Consider the following 416-nt stretch of genomic DNA (forward strand, 5'->3'; position numbering starts at 1 on the left):
GCCTAACACGAATCCATTATTTATTAATGCTATCGTGGATGAAATAAAAACAGTTTTTTAATAAAGGAAGGGACTCAATGTGAGTAAAAAAGTTGCAATTATTGGTGCAGGAATAACTGGCCTCTCAAGCGCATATTATTTAAAACATTATAAACCAGATATAGATGTAACCATTTTTGAAGCGACAAATCTACCAGTTGGAAAGATACAGACGTATCGTAAAGATGGATATACTATAGAACTTGGCCCTGAATCTTATCTTGGACGAAAAACAATCATGACTGATATAGCAAAAGATATTGGACTTGAAGATGATTTAATTACTAATGAAACAGGTCAATCATACATTTTCGCTAAAAATAAATTGTATCCTATACCAGGTGGTTCGATTATGGGCATCCCAACTGATATTAAAC

General features: G+C 32.9%; 1 protein-coding gene. It reads left to right on the top strand.

The window, feature by feature from the left end; genetic code table 11:
• Window positions 1-79 precede the first annotated feature (79 nt).
• Window positions 80-416, top strand: a 337-nt coding sequence (locus ACEWB7_RS18155; protein WP_411581111.1) for an FAD-dependent oxidoreductase, incomplete at its 3' end; no start/stop codon positions are given.

Origin of the sequence: Acinetobacter sp. NIOH-H-8 (genome assembly GCF_046635365.1) — a bacterium.
Classification (GTDB): domain Bacteria; phylum Pseudomonadota; class Gammaproteobacteria; order Pseudomonadales; family Moraxellaceae; genus Acinetobacter.